Origin of the sequence: Hymenobacter sp. DG01 (genome assembly GCF_006352025.1) — a bacterium.
Taxonomy (GTDB): domain Bacteria; phylum Bacteroidota; class Bacteroidia; order Cytophagales; family Hymenobacteraceae; genus Hymenobacter.
Genome location: NZ_CP040936.1, coordinates 3,309,563 through 3,332,700, shown reverse-complemented (window position 1 = coordinate 3,332,700; position 23,138 = coordinate 3,309,563). Strand labels below are relative to the sequence as shown.

Annotated in this window: 18 protein-coding genes; 7 read left to right on the top strand and 11 right to left on the bottom strand. The window is 61.8% G+C overall.

The genetic code is table 11. The features are described from left to right. Positions 1-42 precede the first annotated feature (42 nt). Positions 43-2,142, bottom strand: a complete 2,100-nt coding sequence (locus FGZ14_RS14110; RefSeq protein WP_139924875.1) for a sigma 54-interacting transcriptional regulator — start codon at positions 2,140-2,142, stop codon at positions 43-45. Positions 2,143-2,389: 247 nt separating this feature from the next. Between FGZ14_RS14110 and FGZ14_RS14105 the strand changes: the two genes are divergently transcribed. The 4 genes from FGZ14_RS14105 to FGZ14_RS14090 all read left to right on the top strand — a co-directional run bounded on the left by FGZ14_RS14105 (position 2,390) and on the right by FGZ14_RS14090 (position 7,115). Continuing rightward, on the top strand, positions 2,390-3,724 hold the full coding sequence (locus FGZ14_RS14105; protein WP_139924874.1) for a TolC family protein: 1,335 nt from the start codon (positions 2,390-2,392) through the stop codon (positions 3,722-3,724). A gap of 118 nt (positions 3,725-3,842) precedes the next feature. After that, positions 3,843-4,268 (top strand): universal stress protein, encoded by a 426-nt coding sequence (locus tag FGZ14_RS21775; protein ID WP_180754357.1) that lies wholly within the window; start codon positions 3,843-3,845, stop codon positions 4,266-4,268. Between the two features lie 86 nt (positions 4,269-4,354). Beyond that, the gene (locus tag FGZ14_RS14095; RefSeq protein ID WP_139924872.1) at positions 4,355-5,458 is read left to right on the top strand and encodes an HlyD family secretion protein; all 1,104 of its coding nucleotides are present in this window, start codon (positions 4,355-4,357) and stop codon (positions 5,456-5,458) included. An 85-nt stretch (positions 5,459-5,543) separates the two neighbouring features. Further along, positions 5,544-7,115: a DHA2 family efflux MFS transporter permease subunit gene (locus FGZ14_RS14090; RefSeq protein ID WP_139924871.1), complete on the top strand. Its 1,572-nt coding sequence runs from the start codon at positions 5,544-5,546 to the stop codon at positions 7,113-7,115. A 114-nt stretch (positions 7,116-7,229) separates the two neighbouring features. On the opposite strand, the gene FGZ14_RS14085 is transcribed toward FGZ14_RS14090, so the two are convergent. From FGZ14_RS14085 to FGZ14_RS14065, 5 genes are all read right to left on the bottom strand, one after another. Further along, complete coding sequence (locus FGZ14_RS14085; RefSeq protein ID WP_139924870.1) at positions 7,230-7,892, bottom strand: hypothetical protein; 663 nt, start codon at positions 7,890-7,892, stop codon at positions 7,230-7,232. 164 nt (positions 7,893-8,056) lie between these two features. Beyond that, a complete protein-coding gene (locus tag FGZ14_RS14080) occupies positions 8,057-9,079 on the bottom strand; it encodes a hypothetical protein (RefSeq protein ID WP_257883235.1) in 1,023 nt (340 codons plus the stop codon). Positions 9,080-9,221: 142 nt separating this feature from the next. Continuing rightward, positions 9,222-10,157 carry a hypothetical protein gene (locus FGZ14_RS14075; RefSeq protein ID WP_257883234.1) on the bottom strand — a complete coding sequence of 312 codons (936 nt, stop codon included), beginning with the start codon at positions 10,155-10,157 and terminating at the stop codon, positions 9,222-9,224. Positions 10,158-10,460: 303 nt separating this feature from the next. Beyond that, positions 10,461-11,864, bottom strand: a complete 1,404-nt coding sequence (locus FGZ14_RS14070) for an energy transducer TonB (protein WP_139924868.1) — start codon at positions 11,862-11,864, stop codon at positions 10,461-10,463. Next, positions 11,818-12,252 (bottom strand): BlaI/MecI/CopY family transcriptional regulator, encoded by a 435-nt coding sequence (locus FGZ14_RS14065; RefSeq protein WP_139924867.1) that lies wholly within the window; start codon positions 12,250-12,252, stop codon positions 11,818-11,820. Before FGZ14_RS14065 ends, FGZ14_RS14070 begins: the two co-directional genes overlap by 47 nt. Positions 12,253-12,437: 185 nt before the next feature. Here FGZ14_RS14065 and FGZ14_RS14060 point away from each other — a divergent pair, with 185 nt between their 5' ends. Continuing rightward, the gene (locus FGZ14_RS14060; RefSeq protein ID WP_257883233.1) at positions 12,438-13,661 is read left to right on the top strand and encodes a S9 family peptidase; all 1,224 of its coding nucleotides are present in this window, start codon (positions 12,438-12,440) and stop codon (positions 13,659-13,661) included. Positions 13,662-13,742: 81 nt separating this feature from the next. Here the strand turns inward: FGZ14_RS14060 and FGZ14_RS14055 are convergent, their stop codons facing one another. The 4 genes from FGZ14_RS14055 to FGZ14_RS21770 form a co-directional block, all read right to left on the bottom strand. Continuing rightward, positions 13,743-14,123 carry a hypothetical protein gene (locus FGZ14_RS14055; protein ID WP_139924866.1) on the bottom strand — a complete coding sequence of 127 codons (381 nt, stop codon included), beginning with the start codon at positions 14,121-14,123 and terminating at the stop codon, positions 13,743-13,745. A 53-nt stretch (positions 14,124-14,176) separates the two neighbouring features. Further along, a complete protein-coding gene (locus tag FGZ14_RS14050) occupies positions 14,177-16,675 on the bottom strand; it encodes a penicillin acylase family protein (protein WP_139924865.1) in 2,499 nt (832 codons plus the stop codon). A 75-nt stretch (positions 16,676-16,750) separates the two neighbouring features. Then, positions 16,751-17,353: an outer membrane beta-barrel protein gene (locus FGZ14_RS14045; RefSeq protein WP_139924864.1), complete on the bottom strand. Its 603-nt coding sequence runs from the start codon at positions 17,351-17,353 to the stop codon at positions 16,751-16,753. Between the two features lie 170 nt (positions 17,354-17,523). Then, positions 17,524-18,342, bottom strand: a complete 819-nt coding sequence (locus tag FGZ14_RS21770) for a septal ring lytic transglycosylase RlpA family protein (protein WP_219601026.1) — start codon at positions 18,340-18,342, stop codon at positions 17,524-17,526. Positions 18,343-18,724: 382 nt separating this feature from the next. Here FGZ14_RS21770 and FGZ14_RS14035 point away from each other — a divergent pair, with 382 nt between their 5' ends. Continuing rightward, complete coding sequence (locus tag FGZ14_RS14035) at positions 18,725-19,639, top strand: DUF72 domain-containing protein (protein WP_139924863.1); 915 nt, start codon at positions 18,725-18,727, stop codon at positions 19,637-19,639. A gap of 282 nt (positions 19,640-19,921) precedes the next feature. Continuing rightward, a complete protein-coding gene (locus tag FGZ14_RS14030; protein WP_139924862.1) occupies positions 19,922-22,018 on the top strand; it encodes a matrixin family metalloprotease in 2,097 nt (698 codons plus the stop codon). A gap of 89 nt (positions 22,019-22,107) precedes the next feature. On the opposite strand, the gene FGZ14_RS14025 is transcribed toward FGZ14_RS14030, so the two are convergent. Then, entirely contained in the window at positions 22,108-23,055 is a 948-nt protein-coding gene (locus FGZ14_RS14025) for a 3-oxoacyl-ACP synthase III family protein (protein WP_139926117.1), read from the bottom strand. Positions 23,056-23,138: the final 83 nt, after the last annotated feature.

Genomic DNA, 23,138 nt, shown 5'->3' with positions numbered 1-23,138 from the left:
GGCTGAACGACCACCTTAGCGTTTCACCATTTCACTATTTCACTATTTCACCTCCACCGTCCGCTGAATGCCCAGCTTTTTCATGCGGGCTTCCAGGGTTTTGGGGTTGATATCGAGGAGGACGGCGGCACCGTTGGGGCCGCTAACGCGGCCACTGGTGCGGCGCAGGGCGGCCAGAATATGGTCGCGCTCCTGGTCTTTGAGGGTTTTGAGCGGGCCGCCGGTTTCGGGCGTGGCGGGAGCAGCCTGGGCGGCTGCCGAGAAGCCCGCAAACTCCAGAAACGGCCCCTGACTGACAATAACGGCCTGTTCCAGCACGTGTTCCAGCTCGCGCACGTTGCCGGGCCAGCCGTACTGGCGCAGGGCTTTCAGGTCCCGCTCGCGCAGGCCGCGCACGGGTTTGCCCATCTGCTTGGTGAAGCGCTCCAGAAAGTGTCGCATCAGGGGCTCAATGTCCTCGGGCCGCTCGCGCAGGGCTGGAAGCCGAATGGGAAACACGTTGAGGCGGTAGTAGAGGTCGGCGCGGAAATGGCCGGCGGCTACCTCCTCTTCCAGCACCCGGTTGGTGGCCGCAATAACCCGAACGTCGGTCTGGATGACGCGGCGGCCGCCGATGCGCTCAAACTCCTTTTCCTGCAGTACCCGCAGCAGCTTGGCCTGCAAATCCAGGGGTAGCTCGCCTACCTCATCCAAGAAAATCGTGCCTCCATCGGCCAGCTCAAACTTGCCGATGCGCCGGTCGTGGGCCCCGGTAAAGGCGCCTTTTTCGTGGCCGAACAGCTCACTTTCAATGAGCTGGGCAGGTAGGGCGGCGCAGTTGATTTTGATGAGGGCCCGCTCCTTGCGCGGGGAGAGGTTGTGCAGGGCCCGGGCCACCAGCTCCTTGCCCGTGCCGGTTTCGCCGGTAATCAGCACGGTAGTATCGGTGGGGGCTACCTGCGAGAGGCGGGTATATACCTGCTGCATCACGGCGCTACCCCCCACGAAGTCGTCGAGGCGGGCGGCGGCGGAGGTGTTGATTTCGTCGATGAGGTAGGTGCGCTCCCGCTCCAGCTGGGCCCGCAGGGCATCAATCTGCTCGAAAGCCAGCACGTTCTGGATGGCCAGCCGGATTTGCGGTACCAGGGTCTGAATCAGCTCCAGGGTTTCCTCGGTGAAGGCCAGGGGCTGATGACTGGCCAGAATCAGGGCGGCGGCCGGCTCCCCGTGCGCGTCCAGGGGGGCGCACAGGATGGATTGCGTGCCCCGCTCCTCCCGGATGTAGCGCAGCAAATCATACTGCCGCGACAACAGCTCAAAATCGGTGCCCACGTACACGGCAGGCCGGGAAAACAGCTCTACCACGGCTTGTTTGTTCTGCACGGGGTGGGGGAGGTCGTCGTAGCGGTTTTCGTCCAGGGCGGCAAAGGTGCCATCGGGCTGCTTGTTGAATTCGGCCAGGGCCCGTACCGGCGAGTGGGGCTCCCGCACCCTCACCCCGAAATAGTCGCAGGGTACTACGTGGTTGATTTCGGTGGCAATGGTCCGGAACAGCTCCCCCCGCTCCTTAATGCTCAGCAGGGCATTATTCAGGGCCAGCTGCATGGATTTCTCCTGTTCCCGCCGGGCTATGTCCTCGAAGGCCAGCGCATTGGTAACTGCCACCGCCACCAGACTGCCAATCTTTTCCAGTAGGTCCACGTCGTTGGGCGAAAACTCCGGCTGCCGCCGGGCCACCAACGACAGCAGCCCGATCAGCTGCCCGCTGGTGCGCAACGGCACCACAATAAAGTAGCGCATGCCACGCTCCAGCAGCGCGCCAAAGGGCTGGTACTGAGGATATGCTTTGAGCAGCTCTTCCAAATCGTACTGGCGCAGCTGAGTCTGGTGTACAAACAGCTCCACGGGCGTGCCTTCAATAGGGCCGCGCGTGGGCTTACCCCCAGCCCCGGTCTGGTTAGGCAGCAGTACTTCCCCCAGGTAGTCGCGCAGAAACACGCGCCGATACTGATGCTCCGCGTCGAGGGTCAGGATGGTGATGGCATCGAAGGGAAAAATCAGCCGCAGCTTCTCCGTCATGCTCCGGAACAAATCCTCCTTGTTGCGGGTGGTAGCAATGGCATCGTTCAGATACAAAAGCAAGGAATCATCTTGGTCTGGCATGGTGATTTGCTACGGTTCAGGTGATGCGGAGAGGTAGGAAATATTTCTTAAATATCAGGAATAATATTGAGGATATTCTGATATATGAGGAAAATAGAGGCATATCGTCAGAATATAATATGCTCTGTGTGAAAATTATTTTCTGCGTTTAAACGCAATAGGCGCAGGTTTTGAGTCAGATTAAAATGATTTTAACGGGTTGGCATGCGGTTGGGTAAAAGGCGAACATCCTTAAGCTGTTTCAGATATGCTTTTCCGACCACAATACACCGTGCCGCTACTCGCAACCCTAGGGTTGCTGGTGGGTAGCGCGGCCCATGCCCAGGTGCCGATTGCCACCGCTACGGCTGGCGACTCTTTGTCGCTGGAGGCCACCGTCCGCTCGGTGCTGGATGCTAACCCGGCCATTAACGCCCTGCAGGAAGAAGTAAACCAGGCCCAGAGCCGCCTCGAAGAAAGCCGCACCTATCTGCGGCCCGTGGTGGAAGGTACGGTGAGCTACACCCGCATCGACCCGGTAGTAAAAATTCCGCTCGGGGACGCCACCTTCCAGCTGGCCCCCGCTAACAACTACGATGGCCACGTAACAGCCCGCTATACGGTGCTGGACTTCGGGCGGGCCAATGCGGCCATTGAAGCAGCCCGCAGCCGCACCCTTACGGCCACCGACCAGATCAACGTCACCCGGCGCGACCTGGCCTTTGCCGCCGCCCAGAGCTACTACAGCATTCTGTTTGCCCGCGAAGCCATTCGGGTGCAGGATGCCCAGATTGCCTCCCTGCGCCAGCACCAGCGCGAAATGGAGAAGCGGGTGCAGGGCGGCGTTAGCACCAACTTCGATGTGACAACTACTCAGGTGCGCATTGCCCAGGCCCAGGACCGCAAAATTGACCTGCAGAACCAGCTCCGCAACCAGGAGATTCAGCTGGCCCGCCTGCTGCACCGCCCCGAGTCTGAAGTGGTGCCCGTGCGTGGCCGCTTCGAATACAACCCGCAGTCGGTTGACGTAGCGGCGGCCCTGGCCAAGGGCGCTGAGAACCGCCCCGAGGTGCGGCTGGCCAAAGATGCCGAGGCTACGGCCGCCGCCCAGCTGCGGGTAGCCGAAACCAGCAACAAGCCTACCCTGAACCTGGTAGCCCAGGCAGGTGGTAAAAACGGTTACATCGTCCCGAACCTGGAGCGCATCCGCTTCAACACGGTAGCCGGGGCCCAGCTGGCTATTCCGATTTATGACGGTGACCGGAACAAGTACCAGCGGGCCGCAGCCCAATCGGCCATTAAAGGCGCTCAGTCGCGCACCCAGGACACCCAGGAGCAAGTGCGCGCCGACGTGCTGCAGGCCGTGAACAACATGCAGTCGAGCACGGCCCGTTACGACAACTCCGAGGTGCAGATTACGCAGGCTACCGACGCGCTTACCCGCGCCCAGGCCCGTTACCGCTACGGCGTAGGCAACAACCTCGATGTGCTGGATGCCGAAACCCAGCTGGCTCAGTCGCGCCTCTCGCGCCTGCAGGCCATCTACAACTACACCCTGGGCCAGTACCAGCTCCGCCGCGCCACCGGCGAGCAGATTTGGTAATGGCTGCAGGGTAGGAGGGCAAGAGGGTGTGAGGGTAGGAGTTTTTACTATGCCGCTTCGGCTTTGCGCCCACCCTCTTAAACTCTTGCCCTCAAACCCTCATATCCTACATCACCTCATGACCATCCTGTGTCCGATTGATTTTTCTGCCGCCACGGAGGCGGTGGTGAAGTACTCGGCCGCGCTGGCGGCGGGTACGGGCGCTGAGCTGCGGCTGCTGCATGTGCTGGAGCCCGAGCCCCGCGCTACCAACGCCCCCCACAACGATGTGGAACTGGCCCAGGGCCTGGCCCGGCACCGGGAAGCGGCGCTGAGGGCTGGGGCTCAGGTTACTACCGTCGTTATTTCCGGCAACGCCGCGCGTGAAATCGTAGAAGAAGCCCGGCGCCACCCCGCCGATATCATTGTTATAGGAGCGCACGGCCAAACGGGCCTGACGCGCTTTCTGATGGGTAGCACCGCCGAAACCGTAGTGCGCACCGCCCCGTGCGTGACATTGCTGGTAAAGCCCGGTTGCCCCAGTGCTTACCGCCAATCGGCGTAACGGACAGAGGTAGGAGACCGGCTTTGCCGCGCTACCTGCTCTTTCTTAACAAATCCCCTCTCGACAACGAACAACCAAGTACCCATATGGCAACTCCCGTTCAACACGATCCGGCCGTAGCGCCTACCTCATCTGCCGCTTACGAGCCGGCAACGGAGGAACAAGAAGGTCGCTCCAAGCGCCCGATTGTCTTACTTATTCTGGCCCTGGTGCTGCTGGTGGGCGGCTACTTCGGCTACCAGCGTTACCAGTTCGGGCAAACCCACGAGGAAACCGACGACGCGCAGGTAGAAGGCGACGTGTATCCCATTCTGCCCCGCGTAACAGGCCCCGTACTGGAAGTAAAAGTGCAGGATAACCAGCAGGTGAAGAAAGGCGACGTGCTGGTGACCGTGGATCCGGCCGACTATCAGCAGCGCGTGAATGCCGCTGAGGCCGCTCTGGCTGCCGCCCAGGCCAACGTAGTGGCTGCCCGCGCCGCCGTGGGTACCGCTTCGGCCAACGTAAGCACCGCCCGTACCACTATTGGTGTGAGCGAGGCCAACCAGTCGCGTCTGCAGAAAGACCTGAAGCGTAGTGAGTTCCTGCGCAAGGAAGACATCATCCCGCAGAGCGAGTACGACGCCGTGCAGGCCAACCTGAAATCGACGTCGGCCCAGCGTGCTACCGCTCAGCAGCAGGTGCGCGTGGCCCAGCAGCAGGTTGAAGCCGCCCGCCAGCAGGTAGCTGTGGCCGAGGCCGTAGTGAAGCAGCGCCAGGCTGACCTCGATAACGCCCGTCTGCAGCTGAGCTACACCACCATCACGGCGCCCGGTAACGGCATCGTGAGCCGGAAAAACGTGCAGCCCGGCCAAGTGGTAAGCCCCAACCAGCAACTCATGGGCCTGGTAGCCAGCGGCAACACCTGGATTATCGCCAACTTCAAGGAAACCCAGCTGGAAAACATGAAAGTGGGCCAGCCGGTAAGCGTGGAGGTTGATGCCTACCCCAACGAAGAATTCGCCGGCCACATCGAGTCGCTCTCGGCCGCTACCGGCGCCCGCTTCGCCCTGCTCCCCCCCGATAATGCTTCGGGTAACTTCGTGAAAGTAACCCAGCGCATCCCCGTCAAAATCGTGCTCGACAAAATTGACCCCGAGCACCCCCTCCGCGCCGGCATGAGCGTGGTGGCGACGGTGAAAACCAAGTAATCAATCAGTTGCCGGTTGTTAATTGCTAGCTGTTCCTGTAGATAGGACTGGTAACTAACAACCGGCAACTGGCAACTGACCATATATGGAAACCGGATTTACCAAGTGGATCATCGTCATTACGGTGGTGATGTGCTGCTTGCTGGAGCTTATTGATACCAGTATTGTGAACGTGGCCCTAACCCAGATGATGGGTAACCTCTCGGCCACGCAGCAGGAAGTAACCTGGGTAATTGCCTCCTATGGCATTGCCAACGTGATTGTTATCCCGATGACGGGCTTCTTGGCCGAGCAGTTCGGGCGCAAAAACTACTACCTCGTGTCCGTGATTCTGTTCACGCTGGCTTCTATTGCCTGCGGCCAGAGCACCAACATCTGGGAGCTGGTGGCCTTCCGCTTTATCCAGGGCATTGGGGGCGGAGCCCTCATGGCTACTTCCCAGGCCATCCTCATCGACACGTTTCCGCCCAAGCAGCTGCCGCTGGGCCAGGCTCTGTTCGGCATGGGTGTAATTATCGGCCCTACCATCGGCCCTACCCTGGGCGGCTACATCGTGGATAACTACGACTGGCCCTGGATTTTCTACGTGAACGTGCCGGTGGGCATTCTGGCCTCCATCTTCACCATGCTGTTCATCCGGGACCCCGAGCGCATCAAAAACGCCATTCCGCGCCCCCTGCGCGAAATCGACTGGGCCGGTATTGGCCTGCTGATTATGGGCGTGGGCTCCCTGCAATTGGTGCTGGAGCAGGGCGAAACCGAAGACTGGTTTGAAAGTGCCTACATCAACAGCTTTACCGCTCTGGCCGTTATTGGCCTCGTGGGCTTTGTGTGGCGCGAGCTGACGGCCCGGCAGCCCATCGTGGATCTGCGGGTGTTGGGCAAGAGCCGCAACCTGGCCGTAGGGGCGGTGCTGTCGTTTGTGCTAGGCTTCGGCATGTTTGCCTCGGTGTTCATCTTCCCGATTTTCACCCAGCGTATCCTGGGCTTCTCGGCCGCCCAAACGGGCTACATTCTGCTCCCCGGCGCTTTGGCCTCAGGCCTCATGATGCCTATGATTGGCAGGATGCTGCAGGCCGGCGTGCCCCAGAAATACATGATTCCGGTGGGCTTTAGCATCTTCTTCGTCTTTACCTTCTGGATGGCCCAGATTATTTCGCCCACGGCCGGCGAGTCGGACTTCTTCTGGCCCCTGATGGTGCGCGGCCTGGGCATGGGCCTGATCTTCCTGCCCATTACCACCATGAGTCTGGCTGGCCTCTCGGGTAAGGACGCGGGCCAGGCGGCCGGTCTCACCGGCATGATTCGTCAGTTGGGCGGCTCGTTCGGGGTAGCCATTGTGGGTACCTACCTGGAGCGCAGCATTGCCCAAAACCGCATCAGCCCGCTGGCGCACATTTCGCTCTACGACACGAACACGGTGCAGCGCATTCAGGCGTTTACCTCCAACTTCATGTCGCGTGGGTTCTCCTTCGAGCAGGCCCAGAAGCAAGCCTACGCCGCTCTGGAAGGTATCTTGATGAAGCAGGTATCCATTATCACCTACTCGCAGGTGTTCACCATGATTGGCTTGTTCTTCGTGTGCTGCCTACCCCTGGTACTGCTGATCAAGCGCGCCCGGCAGGGCGAAAAAATCGACCTTAACGCCGCCCACTAACCAGCGGGCGGCACCCCGGAGAAATGCCTGTTTAACCACTGCTTCTCCATGCAAAAGCCCCGGCAGCACTGTTGCCGGGGCTTTTTGCGTTTGCGGGGGGTAGGGAAGTCAGCCTCAGAAAGCCCAGCCAACGTTCAGCCCCGACGATACTTTCAGGGGGCTTTTCTTGTCGGCGGTGCCGGTGTATTGGTCGTTGGCGTCGTAGGTTTTCTCGGTTTTGTCGCGGTAGCCCAGGCCGGTAAACACATCCACCACCAAGTGCCGGCCCAGCACCTCCTGAAACCCGAACAGCAGGTTGTAGTTGTGGTTGGTGGTCTTGATGCCGAACCGGATGCCCAGGTCCTTCACCTCGGAGCGGTAGGTAGCCGTGGTGTAGGAGTAGTGGGGCGAGAGGTAAAAGCCCTCTGGCGCCGGTTTGCGCTTGGAGAGGTAATACTTGTACTGCACCTGAAAGCGGTGCCCCACGGTGCGGGTGTTCACGTCGGTCCAGGCCACGCGGGCGTGCCCGCCGGCGGCCAGGGCCGTGGTAATGGCCGCGCTCAGGGACGCGCCGCCGATGAAGTTGAACGGATGGTTGGTGCCCAGGTAGGAGTAGCCGACGGCCACGCTGCTGCGGGTACCCAGCACCCGCTCATAGCCCATCCTCGACTCCACGGAAAAGGGCAGCTGCCCATGAATCCAGCCCAGAGGGGCTAGTTTAACAATGTTACGCTTGGGCGCGGGCAGGCCGGCGCTCTGGCCGGCAGCGGTGCCGCTCAGCAGCAGGCACGCCCCCAAAACACTGCCCCACCGGGCAGGTATTGCAAAAGGTATTAGAAAAGGGAGTAGGGGTAATGTCAAATACAGAGGGTAGCGTGAAGTAAACGGGCCGCACCGGGCACAAAGCAGCCCCTGACTTCGCTACGGGGTAGTGAAACCAGGGGCTGCGGGCGCCGGAGCGGTTACTGGTACTGAATATAGAGGGGCTTGGGCGTCAGCTCGGCCAGCACTTCCTTGGGGGTCATGATGTGGTGGGGAGCCGGCCGCGCATCGTACTCATAAAACAGCTTGAAGCCGGTGTACTGCACGGGCTGGGTCTGGATATAGTCGCGGTAGGAGTCTTTCTTCAGGACGGGGTTGCCCCAGCCATCCATGTGCATCACTACCTGCACGCGCGGGTCGAGCTTGATTTTCTTGTAGTTGGTAATCATGCCCTCCGTGAAGCGGTGCACCGTCAGCACTTTCGGCGGGAGCTTGTTTTCGCTCACGATGCGGGCCAGGAAGTTGATGGCGTAGTTCACGTCCTTGGCATCGTAGGTCCCGATTTTCTTGCCGGGGCGCACGCCTTTGGTTTTCATGGCAAACTCCGGGTCGATGCCCATATGCACAATGGGGTCTTTTAACCAAGGCTCCAGCTTGTGCAGCTCGTGCTCCAGGTCAGAAAGGCCCACCTGCACGTCCAGGAACACAATGCATTTGTTGTCCTTGGCCCACTGAATCGTCTCGTCGATGGTGGCCTTGGAGTTCATCAGGCGGTATTTGCCGTCTTTGCCGGCCGCGGCCTGGGCCGTAATGGTTACGCTATGCAGGGCGGGCTGAACCGGCAGGCTGGGGTCGGCTTCCTGCCACTCCTTCTGCACTTTCCGGAACTTGGCCAGCATTTGCTCCTTCGGCTCGCGGCCCAGAATACCCATGCCCTTCGCCCGGATGTTGCCGTAGAATGCCACGATGCGGTGGCCGGGCAGAATGGCGCCGGGCAGCTGTCCGTTTTTCTTGGCAATGGAATCGGCCTTGAGCGAGTCGCGCATCATGGCCTGGCGCTTCAGGGCCACGGTGTCCACCACAACCGGCTTGGTCGTGTCGGCCGCGGCCGCTGTGTTTTCAGATTCGGTGCCCGAGCGAGAGCCGCAGCCGGGTAGGGTAGTAAGGGAGAGAGCGAGGCCCAGGGTGGTGAGACCAGCGCCAAAAACAGAAAAATGCCGCACGGATGAACGTAAATAAGAGAGAGTTGCCGGAAAGTTACGGGTTCCCGGCGCAGCTACCGTGCGGCTGCCCGTAATTTTTGTGGAGCTTACTGGCTTCTCTTAACCCATGTTTCTACACCAATAGCCGAAATCCCCGGCCTCTTTACTGGTATTGAATATAAAGCGGGGCGGGCGTCAGGGCGGCTACCTCCCGGGGCGTCATCAAACGCGACTCGCCTTTGCGGTCGTTGCGGTAGAAGATCTTGAAGCCGGTGTATTCCACCGGCTCCTTCCGGATGAATTTGCGGTAGGAGCTGCGCTTGATGCTGGGCGTGCCCCACCCATCCATGTGCATTACTATTTGCACCCTGGGGTCGAGCTTAATATCCTGGTAGTTGGTAACCATATCCTGGCGGAAGCGGTGCACTACCAGCACTTTCGGGGGTAGGCGGTTCTCGCTGACCAGGCGGGCCAGAAATCGGCGGGCGTAATTGATATCCTGGGCGTCGAACTCGCCTACCTCCGTACCCGGCCGCCGCCCCGATTTCATGGAAAACTCCGGGTCGATGCCGAGGTGCACAAAGGGTAGGCGCAGGTATTTGGCCAGGGGCGGCAGCTCATGCTCCAGATCGGAAAGGCCCACCTGCACATCCAGAAAAACCAGCGTATTATGCTCCTGTCCCCACCTTATTACCCGCCGGATGGTGCTGTCGGGCAGAGCCAGGCGGTACTTGCCATCGGCGCCAGAGTCGCGTTGGGCAATAACGGCAATCAGGTGCAGGGCCGGGCGCACGGGCAAGGAGTCGGCCCGTTGCCACTCCGCAGCCTGCTTGTTTAGCCGGGCCAGCATCTGGTCCTTTGGCAGCTCGCCCAGAATGCCCATGCCCTTGTGCAGCGGGTTGCCATAGAAGGCCACAATGCGGCTATCGGGCAGCACTGCCCCCGGCAGCTGCGCGCCGGCTCGGGCAATAGAGTCGGCCCGTAGCGAGTCGCGGCGCACCAGCTCCCGCTGCTGCCGGGCCGTAGCGGCCGGGCTTGGGCGGGGCTTCCGCTCGGGCTGGGAGTTGCAAGATGCCAGGCCCCATACTGCCAGCAGCAAGCACAACAACCGGCGTAGCGAGGCCAACCACAGCCTGTCAGAAGAAAAAGGAAATTCCAGAGAATAGCACATCAACGCACGAGTCAGACCAAAAAACGCTGGAGGTTGCTTTGGGGTAACCGCCCTTCCGCCGCTTTAGTTATGGTATTCGAAGGCCGTTAAGATAGATACCCTATAAAGAAAGCCGCCGCCTGAAGTAGATCAGGCGGCGGCTTCGGGATAAAATGCCAGGTAGCGTTGGAGTGCCAGCGGCCGGGCTCCTGGGCACGGCAGGTTGCCCGAAATCAGGCCCCTACCCCTGACTTATAGGGCAAACGTGATCGGAATAGTGTACTGCACGGCCACTGCCTTGCCCTTTTCGCGGCCTGGAGTCCAGCGCCCGGGCAGGTTGCGCACCGCGTTCAGGGCGGCTTCGTTCAGGGCCTGTGCCGCCGGCGTGGTGATGTTCGCGCGGGCCGGTTGGCCTTGGCTATCGGGGTAGGTAATGCTGGTGTCAATTCCCTTCCGGACCTGAACGGCCTGCAGGCTGCCATCGGCGGCCACAATAAAGCCTACAAACACCCGGCCTTCCAGCTTCTCGGCTCTCGCCACCTCGGGGTATTTAATCAGCGCGGCAATATCGGCCAGCAGCTGCTTGGGGCCGCCCTCATACTCGGGCATTTGCTGTACCTGGTTGTAGGCCGGTAGGGGCGGAGGCGGCGGGGCGAGGGTGGCCGAGGCCGACAGGGTAGGCGGCGGGGGCGGGGGTAGCTCGGCGGCCTTCTCGCAGGCCATAGTGAAAAGCAGGGCCGCGCTCAGCGGCAGAGCCAGCCACCGTTTCCAGCGGGGCGTGGGCGCATACGAGGTAAGCATACGGATACGGGTAAGGGTGAGGGATTGGGTAAATGAATGGGCAAGCGGTAAGTCGGGCTGAAACTGGCCCAGAGCCAAACGGGCCAGCAGGGCAGCGTAAGGACCGGTGGGGTTGCCGGGGGTAGCAGGGGTAGCGCCCAGGGCGGCGGCATCGGCCAGAAACTCGTGGGTGCACTCCAGCGCCCGGGGGTATAGGTGCACGAAGGGCGATGCCCAGAGCAGGGCCCGCGCCACTTCCAGCAGCAGGCGCGTGCGGGTGTGGCGCTGCCGCACATGGGCTACCTCGTGGGCGAGGATTGCTGCCGCCTCGGCTGGTGCCAGGCCGGCCGTTTCATCCCAGAATATCCAGCGCCCAAAGGAGCTGATGGGGCGCCGACCCCCGCTGAATACCAGGGTATAGCCCGGGCGCGGCTGCCGGGGCCAGTGCCGGGTACCAAGCCACAGGTGCAACGCCTGCCCACCCAAGCGCAGCAGCAGCCCCAGAGCTACCGCTCCGTACAGGGTCGGCAGCCAGGCCAGCGCATTGGCGGCAACGGCAGTAGCTCCGGGGCCGGGCACAGCCAGTATCCTGACGGTGGGTAGCAGGCCTCCCGGCAGCAGCATGCCGCCGCCCAAGGTTCCGCTCCAAACTGCCCACCCGCGCATAAACCACGGGGCGCCCAGGGTGAGCAGTGGGGGCAGCCCCAGCGCCAACCAGGGCACCAGCAGCAAAAACCGGCGGTTGTAGCCAAAGCACCGCTCCCGGCGCAGCACCAGGTAGTACAACAGCCACCCGGCCCCGAGCAGCAGAGTGCTCTGGCCCAGCCAGCTAAGCAGGACGAGTAGGCTCGTCGTTGGGAGAAGGAGGGGTAGCATCGGCGGAGGGGGTAGGGGGTGAGGCCTGGGCGTGGCGCAAGAGCTCGTCGAGCTGAGCAGCGTCCAGGTTTTCTTCCTTAGCGAAAAAGGAAACCAGCCGCGAGAAAGAGCCGCCGAAGTAGCCACCCAGCAGCTTGCGCAGCGAAAAGCTGCGGTATTCGTCCTGGGCTATGAGGGCGTGGTAGCGGTGGGTGCGCCCGAAGGCTTCATGGCCCACAAAGCCCTTCTGCTCCAGAATCCGGATGATGGTGGATACGGTGGTGTAGGCAGGGGTAGGGGCCGGCAGTTCGGGCACCACGTCCTTCACGAAGGACGGGCCGCGCTGCCACAGCACCTGCATTACCTGTTCTTCGGCGCGGGTTAGTTCGGGAAATGGAGTATCGGGCATAGCAGGAAGTAAGTGAGGTAAGAAAGATATAACTAATTAATTAGTTTGTAAACTAAGTTTATAGTAAATGATAAAATGATATACGTATTGTTCTCTGCTTAAGAGGATAAGAGCCGGCCGGGCGGAACGAGGGGCGGGCTTCGGGTGTTCTTTCCAGTACCACATCCTTTCTAACCGTACTCTTCGTGACGCTATCTAATCTTCGCCGGATGACGACCGGGTGGGCTCTGAGCTTACTGGCCCTGCTGCTGACGGCTCCGGGCTGCAAAAGCAACTCGCCCGAGCCGACTGATACCACCACTACCACGCCTCCGGCTCCGCCGGCGCCTACCCCCGTGCTGGTGGGCAGCACCCTGATTGGTGAGTACAGCACCTCTACGCTGGCAGGCCGCGTGGCTGATATTCCGCTGGTGGGCTCCCTGGCCCGCTTTCCTATTAAGGTGTACCGCCTGACCTACAATACCACCAACACCGACGGCAAAACCATTACGGCCTCGGGGGCTTTGCTGGTGCCTGCCGCCCCGCAGGCGTTGCCCGTTATCAGCTACCAGCACGGCACCCTGCAACCCGATGAGGAAGGCCGGGCTCCTTCCTACTACAGCTCGGGCAGTGAGCTGTGGTCGGCTGTGTCGGTGCTGGCTTCCACCGGCTACGTGGTATCGGCCCCCGACTATATAGGCTACGGTGCCTCTAAGGCCTTGCCCCACCCCTATGAGCATGGGCCTTCCCTGGCCTCGGCCTCGGCCGATATGCTACGGGCGGCGCGGGAGTTCTGCAAAAAGGAAAACATAGCAGTTAACCAGAAAAACTTCCTGCTAGGCTATTCCGAAGGTGGCTACGCTACCATGTCGTTGCACAAGCTGCTGGAAGAAAAGTACGCCACCGAGCTGCCCGTAGCGGCCAGCGCCCCCGGCGCCGGGGCCTACCACAAAACGGCCTTCGCCCAGTACATCATGAAATCGGAGCAGCCCCTGAACTTCCTGAGTACCTACGTGTGGGTGCTGGATACCTACAACCGCGTGTACGGCCTGAACCGGCCGCTGTCGGCGTACTTTAAGGAGCCCTACGCTACCCGCCTGCACGCTAACCCATTCAGCTCGGTGCCTAACAAGGCGTCGGAACTGTTCGCGGAGCCTTTCCGGCAGGCCGTACTCAACAACACGGATGCTGCTCTCGCGGCGGCTTTCAAGGATAACGACGTGTACGACTGGAAGCCCACTGCTCCCGTAGCCCTGTTCCACGGTACCGCCGACGACTACGTGCCCTACTTCAACTCGCAGGATGCCTACAATGCTATGCGGGCCCGCGGCGCTACCCAGGTGCAGCTGAAGCCTATTCAGGGCGGCAACCACTTTACTTCGGTGGCTACCTACACGCTACAGGCCTTTGCGTTTATCTCGCAGTATTAAGTCTGTTTCTCCTAGGAGGCACCCGGCAACAAAAAGCCCGCTTACCACCGTGGTAAGCGGGCTTTTTGTTGCTGAATCAGATTATTGAGTGATGCCCGTGGCCTGGGAGGCAGGGCGGAGCGCCTGCCGGGCCCAGGTGCCGCTCAGGGCCGCCAGCCCACCCACCAGCCCCGCTACTACCCCACTCACCAGCACCAAGGTCCAGGCGTTGCCGCCCAGGGGCAGGAGAGTAGCCAGGCGGGAGGCCAGCCGCTCGGCGCCGTGGGTGGCGAGCCAGGCCGCCGGTAGCCACCAGCTCAGCGCGGCACCCAGCAGCCCCGCCAGAAACGCCCGCTCCCCGCTGAGTTGGCTCCAGGCCGCTACCGCAAAGCACAGGGGCACCAGCACCCACCAGGGCAGCAGCAGCTGAGCCAGGGAAACCAGAACAAAAATCAATAGGAGGGAAAGCCAGAAGCGCGCCATAACAGAGTAGGAAAAGCAGATATACAAGGGGCAGAAACGGGCCGGGGCTATGGCTACGGCCGGGCTTCCAGCCGCCAGGCCGCCCCCAGGCGCGGGTGGTTTTCGTCGGCGGCGCGTAAGAACACCAGCTCATCGAGCTTGCCCACCCGCCAGGACTCAATCATATCATCGTAGTAAGCCGAGGCAGGGTTGCCGCTCTGGCCGCCGGGAAAAATACCGTAGGCTTTCACCTGCGGGCCCAGGGCTACCACCATGCGCCAGGAGGGGCCATTGCGCGGCCCCGTGGCATTCACTGAGCCGGGGCTGCCAGGGCAGTCAATGTCTTGCCGGCCGAAGCCGGTCAGGTTGGCCAGGTGGTTGATGTCGGTGCTTTTCTGGTTGGCCCAGGCCCACTTTGGCCCCATCGGCCCAAACTTGCGTGTCAGAGAATCCACGGCGAAATGCAGGGAGGCGGTTAGCAGGTCGTGCACGTTTTCGCGCTTGGCGGTGGTGCGGTCATCAATCCAGGGGCTGGCCTTCTGAAAGCAGGTAAGCATGCTGCCCGATTCCCGCAGCAGCAACTGGTTGGTGCGGGCGCGGGAGGGGTAGCGCATTTCCAGACCCGCGGCGCTACCAAAGTCATCGTCCCAGAGGCGCTTTACCAGGTCATTATACCAGAGCTCAAACACGCTGGCGGCCACGGCATCGGACTCGTAGCGGTAGTTCCATTGGGCCAGCGCCCCCACCGCCGCGTACTCCGGCGAGTTAGGTAGCAGCGGCAGGAAGCAGTTGTCCGTCATTTTGCTGCCGGTTACAGTGCTCAGCATCCAGGGCAGCATCTGGCGGGCATTCACGCCCAGGTTGTCGTTCTGGAGGTTGCGCAGGCTGTCGGGGGTAGCGCCGCGCAGTTGGGTGAGGCGCTCATTGATGCGGTGTCCCCGGTCGGAGGGGGCGTAGTCCCAGCCGAGGTAGTAGGGGTAATCAAAACCAGCGGAAGGCTGGTTGGCCGACGATACGAAGCCCCGGGCCGGGTCCTTTACGTGCGGGTTCTGCTCCATCGGAATCCAGCCCTGCCAGTCGTAGCGCGCATCGGTGCCGTCCAAGATAAACTTGCCCTGGTCAGGCCACTTCAGCGGAAAGCGGCCGTTGGGCTGAATGGCAATTTCGTTGCGGTTGTCGGCGAAGATGAAGTTCTGGGCCGGGGAGGCGTACATGCGCAGGGCGCGGCGGTAATCGGGGTAGGAGTGGGCGCGGTTGAGGCGGTAGAAGGCCAGCACCTCGTTGCCGCCGTCGTGGGCAGTCCAACGCAGGGCGTGCCGGATGGGCGTCTGCTTGTTGAAAACCTTCTCCTGCTGGTCGTACACGATGGGGCCGTGGTGGGTGTAGAGCACCGTATCGAGCCGGTCGGGCTGGCCGCGCACCGCAATGCGCTCCACCACCCGGCGCACGGGCTTCCAGCGGCCCTCGTGCCAGTACTCGCGCTGGCGGGCGTCGCGGAACTTCAGCTGGTACCAGTCCAGCACGTCGCCGCCCACGTTGGTTACGCCCCAGGCCACATCCTCATTGAAGCCGATAATGATGGTAGGCGCCCCCGGAATGGTTACGCCGTACACGTTTACGCCCGGCGCGTGCAGCTGGGCCTGGTACCAGATGCTGGGCAGGTTCAGCTGCAAGTGCGGGTCGTTGGCCAGCAGGGGCAGGCCCGAGGCCGAGCGGCTGCCTGCCACCGCAAAGTTGTTGGAACCCAGCTCCGGGTCGGGTTCCCGCTGGGGCAGCTTGCCCGCCATAGCGGCCGTGAAGGATGGGGGGGTAGGCGGCACCGGCCGGGGCTCGAACTCCAGTGGGGTGCCGGGCGGCACAATGGCGTCCGTGCGGTTGGGGTAGTCGGGAAACAGGTCGCGGACAACCTCCGGGCCGTATTTGCTCAGGATGTTGCTCAGGCGCAGGTCGTCGGAGCGGCCGCTCAGGTCCCAGGCCATCAGCTTCAGCAGCAGAGCGCTTTTCAGGGGTTGCCAGGGCTCAGGGGCGTAGTCGAGGAGCTTGTACTCGAAGGGGTAGTCTTTGGGCGAGAGGCTGTTGATGTAGGCATTCACCCCGGCCGCGTACGACTCCAGCACCAGACGGGTGGTGTCGTTGCGGAGCATCTCGCGCAGGGTATTTTCAGCCCCGTAGGGCAGGCCCATGCGGCGCTGAAACCGGTCGTACTCCAGGGCTTTGGGGCCCACTACCTCCGAAATGCGCCCAGCTGCTACCCGGGTCATAAACTCCATCTGCCAGAGCCGGTCGTGGGCCGTGAGGTAGCCCTGGGCATAGTACAGGTCGTGCTCGTTCTCGGCGAAGATGTGGGGCACGCGCCTATCGTCGAAGCGTACCCGCACGGGCTGGTGCAGGCCCGGCAGCTGCAGGGTTTGCTGAGCCGCAAAGTCAGCTTCGGCCTCGCCGTTTTGCCAGATGCCGCGGTAGGGGCTGAGCAGGCGCGCTACCGGCGGCACATCGCCCAGTTTAGTGTTCAGAGCCCAGGTAAGGGCAAGCGTAAGGAGCAGGGCAAGGCCGGCCTTCAGAATACGAAGCATAAACTACCAGAGAGCAAGGGCCCGGAAGGTAGTAAATGCTTCGTATTCTATTATTAGACGGTAAGTGCTACCCCCTTACTCGGCCGGAACCGTGGCCGCCCCACCCTTTGGTAGGTACACCCGGAAACCCAGGTTGATGTCGAGGTAGCCCTTGCCAAATGCGGTTGAGTTGCCGCTGTTGGTAGCAAATTTCGCCAAGGCCTCCAGGCCCACATTGGGCGTGATGAAATAGCTGTATCCTGCCCCCAGGCTGGCAAGCAAGGTGACATCACTATTTTTGACAGTATAGCCATCTGCCTTTGTCCGGGAGCTACTGAGCGCCCCTCCTACACTTAGCTCCCCAAATACCCGATGCTTGCTGCTGGAAGGCAGGTAGTAACGCACCCAGGGCAAAAGGCCCAGTTCCAGGTTTCGCTGGGTGTTGCGGAAGCTGTATTGAGTCTTCGTGGATGAATAGCCAATAGGTAGGGCAATGCCCAAGGCCACGTTATCGGCCACAAACGTACCGATGGAAGGAGCAAGCTGCGCGCTGATCTGGCGGTAGCCGTTGTTCTTTTGGTAAATAATGTTGCCGGCGCTCAGGCCCAGTACCCGGGTGCCCTTAGTGGTTTGAGCTTTGGCCGTGCTGGCAGTACATAGAGTGAAGCCGAGTGCCAGAAGGCAATACGTTTTAAGCATGTAGGAGAGGATAAAGAAATGGTTGGGTTAGAGATAGTCAACTAACTCTGGTGGGTGCGGCTGGAGTATCTGGCAGAAGAAATATTTAAGGCCGTGCTTACCCGGCCCTAAATAAAAAGAGCCGTTTCCGGGCAGGAAACGGCTCTTTCAAAAGAGGCAAAAGGAGGGCGCTACAGGTTCTCGCCCTGCCGGACCAACCCGGCTATACCCAGGCGGGCCAGGCGCTGGCGTACGGTATCGGCCTCGGCGGCGGTAGCAAAGCGGCCCACTACTACGCGGTTGAGGGCTTTGCCATCCGGGGTGCTGGTGGCTACGGTGGTTACCAGCAGCTTGGGCTCCACGCTCTGGATTTTGTCCATTACGGCGCGGGCGTTGCGGGCATCGCCGAAGGTGCCCGCCTGAATAACGTAGGTTGCCACTGGCTCCGGCGTCAGGGTTACATCAGCGGCTTCCGAAGTGCCGGGCCGGATGTCGGCCAGCAGGCCCACGGCTACGGTCGAGTCGGCAGCGAGGGTAGCCAGGTCGGCGGGCGCCTCGGTCGGACCCAGGGGCGTCTCGGGGCTTACTACCTCAGCTACTACCGATACGGCGCCGTGGGTAACAATGCCCAGGGGCCGGGCTGCCACCTCCGACAGGTCGAGGATGCGTTGGTGACGGAAAGGGCCCCGGTCGGTTACGCGCACTACTACTGAGCGGCCGGTTTCGGGGTTGGAAACCCGCAGCTTCGTGCCGAAGGGTAGGGTTTTGTGGGCGCAGGTGTACTTGTTGCGGTCGAACCGCTCCCCATTGCTGGTGCGGTGGCCTTGATGTTCGCGGCCGTACCAGGAGGCTCGGCCGCGCATTACCGTTGCCTTTTTAGCAGCAGCGGCGGGGGCTTTTTCATCTTCACGTATGCTGTTCGGGCGGGCCAGGGCCGCGAAGGCCGTGAGCAGCACAAGGAGCATGGCCATCATCAAGCCCGAGACATGCAGTCGTAAATTCAACTTCATCCGTTCTCTTGGTTGGTGAGTGCGACAAATCTAGGTGCGCCTCCCAAACCAAGCCCCTGCCTTGCTCCGTATTAGTACGGACTAATCTTTGCTAATTATCCTTTTCAAAGAATTTTTGCATTTAAGTTATTGCATGAATTGCTGGCAAATAAGGGATTGTGTTTCCTTAAGGCGCGTTTTGCACTCTTTTTAGGTAATAGCATGTAGCCCCATGAAATAAGACTATCCGCCGGATAAAAAATTTTGTCCTTTAGGGGTTCTCCGGGTGTAAAGCCGGGTTGCAAATGTCGCGGAAATGTGCTAAGCCCTAAGGAGAAGAGTGCCCCGGCGCTGGCTACCTGCCCAAGAACATACAACCACGGTTTCAGCGTATCTTCGGGGTATGGATTTTGGCCGCCTTTCCGACCTGCGCTACGTTAACTTTCGCCTACCCCCCGACCATGCCGAAACTCCCGGCGTGCTGGCCCGGGCCCTGCCTACCCAGCCCGCGCCGCCCGCCGTGTACGTGGGGTGCCCCATCTGGACGAACAAGGCGTGGCTGGGCAGCTACTTTCCACTGGGCATTCGGGAGGCCGACTACCTGCACCACTACGGCCGGCAGTTCAACAGCATTGAGCTGAATACCACCCATTACCATATTCCCGACGCTACCACCGTGCGGCGCTGGCGCGAGGCCGTGTCCCCTACCTTCCGGTTCTGCCCCAAGCTGCCCCAGGCCATCAGCCATGACCGGGCCTTGTATAACGCCGACGAGCTGACGCTGAGCTTTTGCCGGGCCATTGAAGGCCTGGGCCCCACGCTGGGCCATGCGTTTCTGCAGCTGCCGCCCACCTTCGGCCCCGAGCACCTGCCCCGCCTGGAACGCTACCTGCTCGATTTTCCGGCCTACGTGCCCCTAGCCGTGGAGCTGCGCCACCCCGGCTGGTTTGCCGATGCGGAGCTGCTGGCTTCCGTAACGGCTATGCTGGAGGCGCTAAATAAGCCGCTGGTGCTCAGTGACGTGGCCGGCCGCCGCGACGTGCTGCACATGCGCCTGACCACGCCTGTAGCCTTCGTGCGCATCAACGGCCACGGCCTCATCGATTCCGACTTCCGCCGCGCCGATGACTGGGCCGCCCGCGTGGCTGGCTGGCTGGAAGCGGGCCTGCACACGGCCTACCTCTTTATTCATCAGAAAGATATTATGCACTCTCCGCTCTGGGCCGAGCATTTCCTGCGCCGGCTCCGCGAGCTGACCGGCCTGAGCGTGCAGCCACCCCGCGTGATTCCGCAGCCGGTGCAGGGTAGTCTATTTTAGCAGGCTTACTCTTTAGAAGAAGGCCATCGGATACCTGAGGCGGATAGCGGTAGCCGAACACAGCAGGTGAGAGCTGGTTTCAGCAGCCGACGCAAGGGCCAGGCTTTGGGTGAAACAGCTGTGGTTAGCCTCAGCAGTAGGTTAGCTTTCGGAAAGGCAGGTTTCCTCCCCGGAACCAGTATTATACGTAGCACAGGGAGCGTAAAAAAGAAAAGGCCGTCAAACCATTTGGCGGCCAAAACCAGTACCTTGAACCAGGCCCCGCCGGGCCTTTGCTACCCTATGAAATTTTTACTCTTCTTGTGCATGGCCTCGGGGCTGGGAGGACTGGCGCTGCCGGCCCAGGCGCAGGTCGTCGCGCCCGCCCAGGAAACCCGCTGCCTGCTGCTGCCCCTGGACCCTGCTGCCCGGACCGCCCACGTACCCCTGATTGTGGAAGCCGAAGTGCTCGACGCAGAAGGTTTCCGGGTTCCGAATGGCCGCATCTATACCCGCCACCGCCTGCGGGTGTACAAGCAGTTGAAAGGCACCGCCCCCACCGAGCTGACGGTACTCACGGAAGGCGGTACCGTTGGCCTCGACCGGCAGGAGCTTACCAACACGCTGCGGCTGCAGCCCGGGCAGCAGGGCGTGTTTTTTCTGGAGCGGGCGGCCTTTGCCGGAGTACCGGCCGGGGCTGGCTGGGCGGTGTACGCCAGTGAGCAGGGCTTTGTGCAGTACGATGTGCGCACGGCCACCGCGGCGGAGCCTTTCCGTCGCTACCCCCTCATCGGCCCCGAGTTCTACCAAACCATAGCCGGCAGCAGCCCCCGGGAGGTGGCACCCAATGCGGCTTTGCAAACGGCCCTGGCCCGCCGCGTGGCGCCCGCTGCCGCGGCCCGGGCCCTGGCACCCCTTGTTTCCGGTCTGTCGCCCCAGAGCCTGTCGGCGGGTACCGGAGCAGTGCTCACCATTTCCGGCTCGGGGTTTGGCGCCACGCGGGGTAGCGGGGCGGTAGAGTTCCGGAACGCCGACGATGGGGGCAGCACCTTTATCAGGGTCAATGACGACGACTACGTAAGCTGGTCGGAAAACCGGATTCAGGTGCGGGTGCCCTCGCTGGGGGCCAGCGGCAGCCCCGCCGGCACCGGCCCCGTGCGCGTAACCACCTCCGACCAGCAGACTTCTACCAGCCTGACCGCAGTGCAGATTGTGTACGCCGTATCCAACGTGCAGGACTCCCGCACCAAGCAGCGGGCCGTGCCAGCGCACCGGAACCAGAACGGCACCGGAGGCATTACGTTCCGGTTCGAGTCGAGCCTTTCCTCTAACGCGGCTGCCAGCGCGGCCTGGCAACGGGCCCTGGCTACCTGGCGCTGCCAGACGGGTATTAACTGGGTGGTAGGGGAGCCCCGCAGCGGCCGTGGCGCCACCGAAGATGGCGAAAACGCCATTGGGTTCGATAATGGCACTGAGCTGCCTACCAACGTGCTGGGGCGTACTACCAGCTATTACCGGGGCTGCTACCTGCCCAGCGGGGCCGTATCGTTTTACGTGCAGGAAATTGACATGCAGTTTGACGACGCCACCAACTGGCAGTTCGGGCCGGGCAACCCCACAGTTTCTCAGCTCGATTTTGAGTCGGTAGCGGTGCACGAGCTGGGACACGCCCAGCAGCTTTCCCACCTGATTCTGCCCTCGGCCGTGATGCACTACGCCATTGCGCGCGGGCAGCGCAGCCGTGCCCTGGCTGCCGCCAGCGACATTGCCGGAGGGCGCTACGTACTCCGGAACCGCAGCTTTACGGCCCCGGTATGCGGGGTAGCGCCCATGCTGCCCGCGCCGCTTACCGGCCAGAGCGCCGGTTTCGTGGAAGGTATTGGTACCACTGTGCAGTGGTCCACCCAGAACGAGTGCTTCGTAACCGGCTTTATTGTAGAGCGGGCCCCCGCCGACACCACGGCGGGCTGGCGGCAGGTAGGCACCGTAGCGGCCGGCGCCTCCAACGGCCAGTACCGCTTCCTCGATGCCCAGGCCCCAGCCGGCCTCAGCTACTACCGCCTGCGCCTGCAGCGCCCCGATAACACCCTGGATATTGGCCCGCCCGTAGGGGTAACCGACGATGCTACCGCCAGCGGCGGCCTGCAGATTTTTCCTAACCCCATAGCTGCCGACGGCTCGCCCATTGGCCTGCAATACCTGGGCACTGCAGCCGGCACTCTCACCGTCCGCTTCTACGATGCCCTGGGCCGCTACCTGGGAGGGTCCCTGGTTAATTATCAGCTGGGCCTTAACCGGCTGACGGTTACCCCGCCTGCGCTCCGGGCCGGCTACTACCTCGTGCGTTGGAACGACTCGAACGGTCCCAAGGGCACTACCCCCCTGGTGAAGGTAGATTAATCCGTTCCTGGCCTGCAAACACGCCACCGCCGGCCCCTAAAGCATAATTGGCTTCGGGAGCCGGCGGTGGCGTGTTCGGTAAGCATAGGCTAGCGTTCCAGCAGCATGGCACCGTAGGAGTAGCCCCCCCCGAATACCGTCACTACTACCTTGTTGCCGGGCTCTAGCTGCGCCCAGGTATCGGCCAGGGCAATAGCGGCCCCCGCGCAGCCAGTGTTGCCTAGCTCCTCAATATTAGACACGGCCCGGTCCTCGGTCAGGCCCAGCTGCTGCAGCACGTTTTTGGTAATGCGCAGGTTGGCCTGGTGCGGAATCAGGTAGGAAATGTCGCTGACTGCCAGCTGGCTGCGCTCCATAATCTGCTGGGTTACCCGCGTCATGTAGGTGCAGGCATTCAGGAACACGTCTTTGCCGTGGGGCATCACAATACCTTTTTCCACGGGCTTCAGCGTTACGGAGTGGTCGGCCTTGCCGATGTTGCCGGCCCCGCCCGTCAGCACGGAGCGTACGAGCAGGTCGGTGGGAGCGAGGCGGTCGGCGGTCAGGAGCAGGGCCGCGGCGCCGTCTCCCCAGAGGTGGCCGGCCACGGTGTCCTGCTCGTTGTTGTAGGCCGTGTTGTGCTCACTGACCACCACCAGCGCGCGGCGGGCTTTGCCCAGCGCGAAGTAGCCCTCCACAATTTCCACGGCGTTCAGCAGCGAAGAGCAGGCCGAAGAAATACTGACCACCGGAATATCCGACACGTTCAGCTCCCTCTGCACGGCGTGCGCTACGGTGTAAATCGTGTCGTGGGGCGTATAAGTGCCGCCTACAATCAAGTCAACTTCGGAGGCCAGGAAAGCCGGCGTTTGGGCAAGCACCCGGCGGGTAGCTTCCAGGGCCATGGTATTGGTGTTTTCCCCGGGCCCCGCCTTGCGCCGGTTGCGGATGCCGGTGCGCTCCGTAATCCACTCGTGGGAAAGGCCGTTAAGTCGCGTGAAGTGGGCGTTGGAAATAACTTCGGCGGGCAGGTAGGCCGCCACCTGATGAATGTACACGGGAAGAAGGGCAGGGTGGAGCAAAGCAGAAAGAAGGCGACAAGGTACGCCCTGGCAGGGCAAGTTGTGGTCTTTTGCCAGGG

Excerpts from the sequence above, each read along its gene's own strand:
- FGZ14_RS14065 (WP_139924867.1), bottom strand. The coding sequence starts at position 12,252 with ATGCCCGATACTCCATTTCCCGAACTAACCCGCGCCGAAGAACAGGTA.
- FGZ14_RS14030 (WP_139924862.1), top strand. The coding sequence starts at position 19,922 with ATGAAATTTTTACTCTTCTTGTGCATGGCCTCGGGGCTGGGAGGACTG.
- FGZ14_RS14110 (WP_139924875.1), bottom strand. The coding sequence starts at position 2,142 with ATGCCAGACCAAGATGATTCCTTGCTTTTGTATCTGAACGATGCCATT.
- FGZ14_RS14070 (WP_139924868.1), bottom strand. The coding sequence starts at position 11,864 with ATGCTACCCCTCCTTCTCCCAACGACGAGCCTACTCGTCCTGCTTAGC.
- FGZ14_RS14090 (WP_139924871.1), top strand. The coding sequence starts at position 5,544 with ATGGAAACCGGATTTACCAAGTGGATCATCGTCATTACGGTGGTGATG.
- FGZ14_RS14050 (WP_139924865.1), bottom strand. The coding sequence starts at position 16,675 with ATGCTTCGTATTCTGAAGGCCGGCCTTGCCCTGCTCCTTACGCTTGCC.
- FGZ14_RS14035 (WP_139924863.1), top strand. The coding sequence starts at position 18,725 with ATGGATTTTGGCCGCCTTTCCGACCTGCGCTACGTTAACTTTCGCCTA.
- FGZ14_RS14055 (WP_139924866.1), bottom strand. The coding sequence starts at position 14,123 with ATGGCGCGCTTCTGGCTTTCCCTCCTATTGATTTTTGTTCTGGTTTCC.
- FGZ14_RS14095 (WP_139924872.1), top strand. The coding sequence starts at position 4,355 with ATGGCAACTCCCGTTCAACACGATCCGGCCGTAGCGCCTACCTCATCT.
- FGZ14_RS21775 (WP_180754357.1), top strand. The coding sequence starts at position 3,843 with ATGACCATCCTGTGTCCGATTGATTTTTCTGCCGCCACGGAGGCGGTG.
- FGZ14_RS21770 (WP_219601026.1), bottom strand. The coding sequence starts at position 18,342 with ATGAAGTTGAATTTACGACTGCATGTCTCGGGCTTGATGATGGCCATG.
- FGZ14_RS14105 (WP_139924874.1), top strand. The coding sequence starts at position 2,390 with ATGCTTTTCCGACCACAATACACCGTGCCGCTACTCGCAACCCTAGGG.
- FGZ14_RS14045 (WP_139924864.1), bottom strand. The coding sequence starts at position 17,353 with ATGCTTAAAACGTATTGCCTTCTGGCACTCGGCTTCACTCTATGTACT.